General features: G+C 26.7%; 9 protein-coding genes. 6 read left to right on the top strand and 3 right to left on the bottom strand.

Translation table 11 applies throughout. From position 1 onward, the window contains the following. Nucleotides 1-104: 104 nt before the first annotated feature. Nucleotides 105-818 (bottom strand): LytR/AlgR family response regulator transcription factor, encoded by a 714-nt coding sequence (locus tag ACMFBB_RS14560; protein WP_435261481.1) that lies wholly within the window; start codon nucleotides 816-818, stop codon nucleotides 105-107. Then, on the bottom strand, nucleotides 819-1,793 hold the full coding sequence (locus ACMFBB_RS14555; RefSeq protein ID WP_435261480.1) for a sensor histidine kinase: 975 nt from the start codon (nucleotides 1,791-1,793) through the stop codon (nucleotides 819-821). A 217-nt stretch (nucleotides 1,794-2,010) separates the two neighbouring features. On the opposite strand from ACMFBB_RS14555, the gene ACMFBB_RS14550 reads away from it, so the two are divergent. The 6 genes from ACMFBB_RS14550 to ACMFBB_RS14525 all read left to right on the top strand — a co-directional run bounded on the left by ACMFBB_RS14550 (nucleotide 2,011) and on the right by ACMFBB_RS14525 (nucleotide 8,362). Next, nucleotides 2,011-3,315, top strand: a complete 1,305-nt coding sequence (locus tag ACMFBB_RS14550; protein ID WP_435261479.1) for a serine hydrolase domain-containing protein — start codon at nucleotides 2,011-2,013, stop codon at nucleotides 3,313-3,315. 4 nt (nucleotides 3,316-3,319) lie between these two features. Beyond that, entirely contained in the window at nucleotides 3,320-4,183 is an 864-nt protein-coding gene (locus ACMFBB_RS14545) for an ABC transporter ATP-binding protein (protein WP_435261478.1), read from the top strand. A gap of 2 nt (nucleotides 4,184-4,185) precedes the next feature. Further along, nucleotides 4,186-5,736, top strand: coding sequence for a hypothetical protein (locus ACMFBB_RS14540; protein ID WP_435261477.1), 1,551 nt, complete (start codon nucleotides 4,186-4,188; stop codon nucleotides 5,734-5,736). Between the two features lie 33 nt (nucleotides 5,737-5,769). Next, nucleotides 5,770-6,573 (top strand): helix-turn-helix domain-containing protein, encoded by an 804-nt coding sequence (locus ACMFBB_RS14535; protein WP_435261476.1) that lies wholly within the window; start codon nucleotides 5,770-5,772, stop codon nucleotides 6,571-6,573. A gap of 80 nt (nucleotides 6,574-6,653) precedes the next feature. Beyond that, the gene (locus ACMFBB_RS14530; RefSeq protein WP_435261475.1) at nucleotides 6,654-7,940 is read left to right on the top strand and encodes a hypothetical protein; all 1,287 of its coding nucleotides are present in this window, start codon (nucleotides 6,654-6,656) and stop codon (nucleotides 7,938-7,940) included. A gap of 2 nt (nucleotides 7,941-7,942) precedes the next feature. Beyond that, nucleotides 7,943-8,362: a thiol-disulfide oxidoreductase DCC family protein gene (locus ACMFBB_RS14525; RefSeq protein WP_435261474.1), complete on the top strand. Its 420-nt coding sequence runs from the start codon at nucleotides 7,943-7,945 to the stop codon at nucleotides 8,360-8,362. 50 nt (nucleotides 8,363-8,412) lie between these two features. Here ACMFBB_RS14525 and ACMFBB_RS14520 read toward each other — a convergent pair whose 3' ends face one another. Further along, nucleotides 8,413-10,305: a peptidase M61 gene (locus ACMFBB_RS14520; protein ID WP_435261473.1), complete on the bottom strand. Its 1,893-nt coding sequence runs from the start codon at nucleotides 10,303-10,305 to the stop codon at nucleotides 8,413-8,415. Nucleotides 10,306-10,360 lie beyond the last annotated feature (55 nt).

The raw sequence follows: 10,360 nt of genomic DNA, 5'->3' as shown, positions 1-10,360 counted from the left end.
TTATAAAAGTTTTTTTTAATCACCTATCAAACTAAAAACCACAAACAACTCCCTATTACTTACCCCTCAACTATTTCAAAATGTATTTCCACTTATTTCTTAAATTAATCTAAGCTTCTATCTATTATTTGTAGTAATTTTTTCCTGTAAGATTTTCCTATAGCTAATTTAAAGTTGTTTTGTAAAACAATTTGATTGCCATCTATCATTTCTATTTTATTAAAATTAACAGCAAATGACTTATGAATTCTTATAAAATTACTTGGAATCTTTTTTAAGAAATCGGTAAGTGTTTGTGGAGTAAGAATTCTTTTGTCTGTATAAATTTTTATATAGTTTCCATAGGCTTCAATATAATTGATTTCATTAAAATTTAGTTTAATGATTTTTTTATCACTTTTAACAAAAATTGAACTACTTTCTATATCTTTATTTATGGATACTACTTCTGACTTTATAACATTTGTTTTATTTACTTTCAAAACAGCTTGAAAAAAACGTTCAAACGAAAAAGGCTTCAACAAATAATCTGTTACCGATAATTCAAAACCTTCAATAGCATATTCAGGATATGCAGTAGTAATAATAACTGAGGGCTTTTGTTGTAATGTTTTCAACAAACTTAACCCTGAAAGCTTAGGCATATTTATATCTAAAAAAAGTAAATCTATTTCTTTTTCTTGTAAAACAGTCATTACTTCAAATGAGTTTTTACATGATGATACCAATTGTAAATTTGGCAATTCTTTAATATAACTTTCTAATATTTGACGAGCAATTGGCTCATCATCAGCTATAACACATTTGAGCTTTTCCATTTAAAAACTAAGTATTAATTTAACACTATATTCATTTTTCATTTTTACAATTTCTAAATCATGAGTTTCTGGATACATCAAACTTAAACGTTTTTTAACATTTTCCAATCCTATTCCACTTTTCCCTTTTTCTAAATTTTTCTCAACTAAATCATCATCTATCGAATTTATGCATTCAAATTCCAAGTTTTTATCAGTAAGATTAATAAAAACCTTAACATTACTTTTTTCACCTAAATTAGCTCCTAGATGTTTAAATGCATTTTCTACAAAAACAATTAAAAGCATAGGTGCAATTTGTTTTCCTCTATAATTACCTTCAATTTCAAATTGAATTTCTGATTGCTCTTCTAACCTTATTTTTTCTAAAGAAACATAATTTTGAAGGTAGCTCATTTCTTTCTCTAACGCTACATAAACATCTTTTGTTTCGTACAAGCTATAACGCAGTAAATCAGAAAGTTTCAACATTAAACTAGGTAACTTATCTGATTTAACAACAGATAGTCCGTATAAATTATTCAATGTGTTAAACAAAAAATGTGGATTTAACTGTGCTTTTAATAACTTTAGCTGTGCTTCTTTCTCTTCTTGGCGACGAGAAAAACTATCTCTTGCTATTTTTATAGCCATACCAAAAACCATTGCTAATAACACAAATCCAAAAAGGTTTAAGAACATTTTTAAACTTAATGTTTCCTGTAAAGATCTACTTATAAGATATACAGGAACTATTGTAAAAATTATTCCATTTAATATAAAAGCTGAAAAAAAAATTATTTTCTTTTTATTAAAAAAAGGTAAAATAAAATAGTTCGTTGAGTAAATAGTTGGTATGATAAATAAAATAGCGTAAAAAGCAGCAGAAACTCTATTTTCTGACTGTATACCTCCTACTAAAACTATAAACAAGCATAACCAAACAAAAATATTTTGTACAACTTTATTATCAATCCAAGTATCTATTTTTTTCATGCCATATATTTAAAAAATCTTTCAAACCTACATTATGCTTTCAAGAAAAGCATTTTTAAATGACGAAAGGTACTTTTTTTTATTTGAACATTCTTCTTCCAATGATGATGGTAAAAAACACTTTTATCATTTTTAAAAGATAGTTTATCATTCTTCTTTTTTTCAACACAGCTTTTGATTGACTTTTGAAGTGTTGAATATAAAAAAACTAATAATTATGAAATTTCACAAATCAATCTTATTTTATCTTTTATGCATAGCATCTAGTGTTATTCATGCACAATTACTACAATCTCAACTAGATAAATACACTCCTTATATTACAGAACTAAATCAAGGGGTTGGTGTATTAGTTAAACAAAACAGAAAGGTTTCAGTTGCGAATACTGGCAAATACAATTTTAATGAATATACAATTTTTAATATCGGAAGTGCTACTAAAAAAATGACTGCAATTTTACTTTTACAAGAAATTGAAAAAGGATCAATAAAATTATCGGACTCCATAGGTACTTATTTGCAACCAATTAAAAATGTTGATGGTAGTTTAACTATTGAATCATTACTGAGACATAGAAGTGGTCTTGGAGAAATTGTAGGAAAAAACATTGAGAAAGATTTTTATGCTAAAAGTGATGTTTTTTACAACTCAAATTTCCTTAATAAAATACCTAAGAGTAACTCTAAAAAAATTGGAAAATATAATTATTGTAACACTAATTATATACTATTAGGTCATCTTTTAGAAAAAGTAACCGATAAAAGTTATTTCAATTTACTCCAAGAAAGAATCTTTACTCCTTGTAATATGAAAAACACTTATCCGTATATATCAAAAAAACTTAAAAACTTAGCAAAACCAATTCACAGAAAAAAAGATGTAACATCATATTTAGACTATAGGTTCTTTGCTAATTATGCATATGCTGCAGGAAGTGTTGCTTCTAATTTAAATGACATTTCAAAATTTTACAACCACTTATTTAAAAAGGGGACATTAATTTCTAAAGAATCTTTACAAAAATTTACTGCTTTTGACGATGCCAATTACGGATTAGGAATCATGAAATTTAAAGATGGATACATTGGCCATGGTGGTAATAATATTGGATACTCTTTTAGAGAATATTACAATCCTGAAAATCAAAATTTAATTCTACTATTCAGTAATTCTCGTATAATCCCTTTTAATAAAATGATTAAAAATGAACTTTTTAATTTTATAAATGGTAAAACAGAAACAATATATTTCAATAAAAATGTTACTTCAGATTTTAAAAATGTGTTAGGTAAATACCTATTTAATTCACATGGAATGAAAATGACAATGGAAATTAAAGAAGAAAATAATCATCTTTATTTTTTAGCTCAAGGAGCACAAGTTATTTTAATAAGTAAAGAAAAAAACAAGTTATATAACGGTAGTTTTGGAATAGAGCTAGAAATAAACCCTAAAGAATCTGAAGAATTAATTTTTAGACAAAATGGGTTAGAAACTACTATTAAACTTATAAAATCCTAAAAACATGAAATTAGAAATACAAAACATATCAAAAAAATACAACAAAGAAAAATTCGGTTTAAAAGATTTTTCAATGACTATTGAAAAAGGTATTCTAGGATTATTAGGGCCTAATGGCGCAGGAAAATCTACCTTACTTAAAATGATAGCAACCGTAAGCAACCCTACTAATGGTAGCATTTTATTAAATAAAAATAACATAACTAAAGACACAAACTATATGCGTAAACAGTTAGGTTTTCTTCCCCAAAATTTTGGGGTATACCCAAACTTAAATGCTTATGAATTTTTAGAATACATGGCTGCTATGAAAGGTATTGGAGGTAAAAATCTAAAACCAAGAATAACACATTTATTAGAAGGTCTAAATTTAATTGACGCGGCAAAAAAACCTATCGGTAGTTATTCAGGAGGAATGAAGCAACGTGTAGGCATTGCTCAAACTTTATTAAACAACCCTAATGTTTTAATTTTTGATGAACCCACTGTTGGCTTAGATCCTGAAGAACGTGTTCGTTTTCGTAATTTAATTTCAGACCTAGGAAACAATTGTATTGTTATTTTATCATCACATATTGTGTCGGATATTGATACCATTGCTGATGAAGTTGCTATTCTTAAAAACGGTTCTTTACTAATAAAAGAACATCAAGAAAATATTATAAAAAAGGTTCAAAATAAAGTTTATGAAACTAAAATTAAAAAAGAAGCATATACTGCTTTCAAAAACTCAAATATCATTGTAAGTACCACACGTAAAAATGGTGATTTAGTTGTTAGATATATTTCTGAAACACCTGAAATAAACGCCAAAAAACAACAAGCTAATTTAGAAGATGCTTATTTATATCTAACTAAAACTAATTAACTATGAAATCTTTCTTGACTATTATAAAATTAGACTATTTACAACGTACTAGGAGCTATACGTTTCTAATTACACTCTGTGCTAGCTTAGCAATTGCATACACTTTTATTCCTGAACCTAATGCTAATTATTCTACTATACGAATTGCTAATTATATTGGTACTTATAATACCGCTTGGTTTGGTTATGTTACTGCAATCATGTCAAGTCTTTTTCTTTCTTTAATTGGTTTTTACTTAGTAAACAATAGTATTAAAACTGATTTAAACACAAAAGTAGGCCAAATTATTGCTTCTACTAAGATTGAAAACTTCAACTATTTATTTTCTAAAGCTTTAAGTAATTTTTTAGTTTTACTAGCCATTTTATGTACCATCTTTATCATGAGTAGTATACTTTTCCTTTTCTACAATGATGGTTTCCCTTTTGAAATTCTTCATTTTGTAAAACCTTATTTTATAATAACGATACCAGCTCTTTTTTTTATTTCATGTATCGCTGTTATTTTTGAAGTTTTTTTAGGGAAGTATTCTGTTTTACAAAATATCGGTTTCTTCTTTTTATTCTCGCTACTGATGCTATCTAACAAAAAGAATCAAAACAATTTTTCATTAGATGTCTTAGGTACAGAAATAGTAATGCATCATATGGAAAATCAAGTTAGAAAGATTACCAATGCGAAAAAAACTAAAGAACTAAGTATTGGTTATGTTTTAGGAAATGTAAAAAAAGCTAAAAAATTTCAATTTGATGGAATAACATTTCCAACGACTTTTATTTTAAGTCGTTTAGCATGGGTTCTTTTTTCTATCGGAGCAATAGGAATGACTTCTTTATTTTTTCATCGTTTTAATATAGAAGAAAAAAAATCAGGTAAAAAAACTAAAATCAAACCCCAACAAAAAGCTTCACATAAAAATATTAATTTACTCAATTTACCAACGATAAAAACTAATTTTAGCATTTTCCCATTACTAAGAACCGAATTTCTCTTACTAATCAGAAGAGGGAAAAAGTGGTTATGGCTTATTAATTGTGCCGGAATGATATTATTATTAGTGACACCTTTGCAAATTGCTCATCAATTCATCTTACCTACTCTATGGTTTTTACAAGTGGGCAGATTATCTGATGTTTCAACAAAAGAAGTAGAAAATGATATTTATTTTTTTTCATTTTCATCATATAAACCTATCTCTCGCTTATTATTTTCTCAAATTTTAGCAAGTATTTTGTTACTTCTTTTATTAGCAGCTCCTTTATATATGCGTCTAATAGTTAACGGTAATTTTATAGATTTTAACTCAATAATTTTAGGAGGTACCTTTATTGCATTAGTAGCTGTTTTTTTGGGAATCATAACAAAAGGGAAAAAATTATTTGAAATATTATTTTTTATAATCACTTATGCCAATCTAAATAAAATTCCTTTTTTTGATTATTTTGGAGCCTTAACACATAATTATATACATATTAATAAATTAATAATAAATATAGCTTTACTAACAATCTTTAGTTTTTTGATAAGAAAAAAAATAATGAGCAATTTATAACCTTAACAATACTAAACAAACGACTCAAAATAAGTGGAGATAAAAACAATAAAACCAAGTCCTCTTTTAGAAAAATATATTCTGTTTTATTATGAGCTAGAATTAAACAATGACACATATTACGCATATCCTTCTGATTGTAATGTTGTTTGCCTTTTTGAAGATGCTGATGTAACTTATTCTAGTAATGAAATTAAAATTACAAAAACAACCTCTTCCACAAATTCTTTTTCTGCTTTAAATAAATTTACCTCACCGTTATTTGTTAACAACAAAGGCATAGTAAAAGAATTTGTAATCATTTTCAAAGCTTTTGGTTTATCTCAATTTATTACTAAAAACTATAACGGAATCCCTTTTTTCAAAATTGAAGAGTTTGATGATTTTTTTAATAAAAATGATACTTTTTTTCAAAAAACAGAGACCGCTAAAATTAAAATAATCGAGGACTTTCTTCTTACTAAACTGAATGAGAAAAAAGATTTAAAAATTATTATTAAAAGTATTTCGTTAATGGATAATAATGAATTAACTATTCATGAAATTGCTAAAACATGCAATTGTAGTTATAAAAAACTATATCGTCTTTTTTTAGCTCATTGTGGAACTACTCCTTCTGTTTTAAGAAAAAACATTAAATTTCGTAACTCTATAAAAAAAATAAAATCTAAAGATTCTTATTTTAAAATTTCTGATATTGCTTTAGATTTAGGGTTTTACGATCAAGCATTCTTTAATAAAATGTTTAAAAAACTCTCTGGTGAAACTCCAAAACAATTTTTAAAAGATGTTAGTGTTTTATCTAAAAAAGAAATTTATTTTAAAAATATTGAATAATGTTAATGTCCATTTAATACAATTATTTTTTATGATGGAAAATTATCTTCGAAAGTTATATTTTATCAATTTTTAAACACATGAATACTTTTCCAAAAACTTCTACCTGGTCTAGTTCAGAAAAAATATTATTTCGTTTTTTCTTTACTTACTTTACTTTATTCATCCTTTTTAAAAATAATGGCGCCTACCCTTTTTTTGGTTACCTCAATGAACTATTTAATAAAATTTTACATAATTTCATTCCTTGGGTAGGAAAAAACATTTTAGGAATTACATATAAAATTAGAGTGGGACCTAACGGAAGTGGAGATACTACTTACGATTATGTATTAATTTTTACAATTGCTATTATTGCTGTAATATCAACAATAGTGTGGTCTGTTTTAGGTAAAAAAACTAAGAACTATTCAAAATTGTATTATTGGCTAACATTAGCGGTACGCTGTTATGTAGGAATAATGTTAATTAATTATGGAATGGTTAAAGTAATACAATTACAGTTTTCTGCTCCTTCAATGTCTAGATTAACTCAAACCTATGGAGACTCATCTCCTATGGGATTAGCATGGACTTTCTTAGGGTTCTCTAAAGGATATAATTTATTCATGGGAATTGCTGAAGTTGCAGCTGTACTACTTTTATTTAGAAGAACACTAACTTTTGGGTTAATTGTTGCTTTAATGACTACAGCAAACGTAATGGCTGTAAATTATTTTTATGATGTTCCTGTAAAAATACTTTCAACACATTTATTTTTGATGTGTATTTTTTTAATTGCTAGAAACTTTAAAACTTTATGGAAATTTTTCTTTTTAAGAACTCCTATTGCTCTTACTGATATTTATAAGCCTGCTTTAAAAAAAGGTTCTAGTAAAGCTATATTCGCTTTTAAAGTATTACTTTTAGGTTATGTTTTAGGATATGGTGCTTATAGTACTTTAAAATCTAAAGAAAAGTACTATGGAGACAGCTCAAAAAGTATTTTAAGAGGTTTTTATGAAGTAAATGAGTTTAAGTTAAATGATTCTTTAACCTCTACTTCCAACAAGATAAAGAAGTGGAAATATTTGATGATTGACAGAAAAAAATATGCTAAAATAAAACCAATTGGGGAAAAAAGTCAGTGGTATAAATTAACTATTGATTCTACTAAAAATGAAATGGTTTTAAAAAATTATAAAGATACTTTAGAAATCTATAATTTAAGGTATACAGAAGGAGACAGTACTAATTTTTATTTAAAAGGAACAGTGAAATTAGATACGATATCAATAAAATTAAAAAGAACAAAAAATTACAAAAAGAATTTTTTATTAACTAATAGAGGTTTTAATTGGATTAATGAATTTCCTTTCAACAGATAAATATGCTACCTAACATTGATAAAAATAATTATTTAATACTTTTTGATGGGGTGTGTAACTTGTGCAACAATAGTGTACAATATGTTATTAAACATGATAAACAAAAGATGTTTTTATTTACTTCTTTGCAAGGAGAAACAGGAAAAAATATTATTAAGCATTTTAATATTGACACAAATAAACTTGATTCTATTTTGCTGTTCACTCCAGACAAAAAAATTTATGCTAAATCTACTGCTGCATTAAAAATAGCTTTGAAACTAAGCCTTCCTATAAAACTATTAGGATTTTTTTTTATTGTACCTACTTTTATTAGAAATACTGTGTATTCTTATATTGCAAAAAATAGATACAAATGGTTTGGAAAAAAAGATGCTTGCTACATTCCAACTCCTGAATTAAATAATCGTTTTTTACCTTAAAAAAAAGACCAATGTTAAACATTGGTCTTTTTTTTATAAACTAGATTGAATTATCCTTTTAACCATATTTTGCGTAACTCTTTTTGCTTTTGAGTTGCATTTGGATTTTCAATCAAACTACTTCCTTTAGTATATGATTGAGTTAATGTTGTTTTTATTACAACCTCTTTATCTCCTCTTTCTAATTTAACTTCCACTTCTTTTCCAGGTTGCCACATATACATTGTTCTAAATATTTGATTTGCATTTTCTTTCGTTAAAACAACTCCATCAACTACTTTAATAGCATCGTTTGGTTGGGCTCCATTTTCTGCCCAAAAGCTATTATTTTTAACTCCTCCTGTAAATCTAACACTCTGAGTTGCTTTATCTCCTTTTACAATCATCACTCCATCATTTTGAATATAATTAGTTTTTACTTTAGACTCAGAAATATTTAATCCTGCTTTAGCAAAAAATGTATTATAATCTATCGGAGTAGTCCCTACAACGTGTGTATTTAAAAACACTCCTATTGATGGATAAGTCATTGCAGTTATCTCTTCAATTAAATTATCATCTACAAATGGTTTATTTTTCCCATACTTATTAGACAGCTCTTTCATTAATGATAAGATTCCTCTTCTACCATTACTCTCCTCACGCATTAAAATATCAATACACATACCTATTAAAGCTCCTTTTTGATATACGTTATAATATTGTGGGGCATATGGTTTATCTAAAACATTTTCACTCATTTTAGTAAAACTCATAGTATCATTCATTCCAGAAGCAGTTTTAATTTTACCCATAATTTTAGCGTAAAACTCATCTTCATTCACCAATCCTTGATTTACTTGAAATAAAGTAGCAAAATATTCAGTTACTCCTTCATACATCCATAAATGTTTTGAAAAAGTTGGTTGGTTATAATCAAAATAGTGTACGTCTTCAGAATGTACACTTAAAGGAGTTACAATATGAAAAAATTCATGCGACACAACATCTATCATACTTTTTGCTAAAGCATTATCAGGCATTCCTTCAGGTAAAACTACAACAGTAGACGTATGATGTTCTAAAGCTCCAAATCCTTTAGGTGCTTTCTCTGACCCATCAGATAAATATAAATAAATATCGTAACGAGCTGTGCTATTAATACTCCCTAAGTAAGCTTTCTGAGCTTGCATCATTTTTTCCATTACTGCTTTAATTTTTTCAGCAGAATGTATTTTATTTGGAGAATATACACTTAGTACAATTTTAATGTCTCCTACTTTAAACTCTTCAACATCTAACTCACCATAAAACATTGGATTATCAGTGATATCAAAATATCGAGGAGCAAAATAACTTGTTGTTAAAGAAGATCCGTCTTTACTTGTTTTCGTTCCAACTTCTTGTAAAGCCGAAGTTCTAGCAAATTTTGATGGAGCCACTACATCTAACTTGTATTGACTGTTTTTTAATGAATCAAAATACCCTATGAATCCATGAAGGTTTAATACATAATTTGTACTTTCAATATTAGTTCCAGCAGGTGAAAAAGGAGCTTCTCCTCCAATACCTCCTTTAACTTCCATATCAAAAGTATCATTTACTAAATATGTAATTTTATCTAAACTAGTGGCATTATTAATTTCCCAAGTATTGGTATCAACTTTCTTTACCGATAGCTTATTACCTTTATAATCAAATGCTTTAAAGCTATCAATATACTTACCAAAATCACTAACAGAATATGTACCTTGAACAACTCTTGGCAACCTATATGTTACTTTATCAATTGTAAATCGACCAGGATTAATCGTTACTGGTACTTTATCATTTTCAACCTTAGTTAAGTTTAATGTTGTTTCTATTGGATTTGAAGATGCTAAATCATTAATCTTAGCTTTTGATGCATTACACCCAACTAATAATACACCTGTAATTGCAGTAATTAATATACTTTTATTCATTTTTAATATTTTTCTACTGTTTAAGACGCACAAAAGTATAATCTGTTACTTTATT

The organism is Tenacibaculum sp. nBUS_03 (assembly GCF_051201695.1).
Taxonomy (GTDB): Bacteria; Bacteroidota; Bacteroidia; order Flavobacteriales; family Flavobacteriaceae; genus Polaribacter.
Note: the sequence above shows the minus strand (reverse complement) of the source record. Positions and strands in the feature narration are given on the sequence as shown.

Excerpts from the sequence above, each read along its gene's own strand:
- ACMFBB_RS14520 (WP_435261473.1), bottom strand. The coding sequence starts at position 10,305 with ATGAATAAAAGTATATTAATTACTGCAATTACAGGTGTATTATTAGTT.
- ACMFBB_RS14545 (WP_435261478.1), top strand. The coding sequence starts at position 3,320 with ATGAAATTAGAAATACAAAACATATCAAAAAAATACAACAAAGAAAAA.
- ACMFBB_RS14560 (WP_435261481.1), bottom strand. The coding sequence starts at position 818 with ATGGAAAAGCTCAAATGTGTTATAGCTGATGATGAGCCAATTGCTCGT.
- ACMFBB_RS14525 (WP_435261474.1), top strand. The coding sequence starts at position 7,943 with ATGCTACCTAACATTGATAAAAATAATTATTTAATACTTTTTGATGGG.
- ACMFBB_RS14550 (WP_435261479.1), top strand. The coding sequence starts at position 2,011 with ATGAAATTTCACAAATCAATCTTATTTTATCTTTTATGCATAGCATCT.
- ACMFBB_RS14540 (WP_435261477.1), top strand. The coding sequence starts at position 4,186 with ATGAAATCTTTCTTGACTATTATAAAATTAGACTATTTACAACGTACT.
- ACMFBB_RS14530 (WP_435261475.1), top strand. The coding sequence starts at position 6,654 with ATGAATACTTTTCCAAAAACTTCTACCTGGTCTAGTTCAGAAAAAATA.
- ACMFBB_RS14555 (WP_435261480.1), bottom strand. The coding sequence starts at position 1,793 with ATGAAAAAAATAGATACTTGGATTGATAATAAAGTTGTACAAAATATT.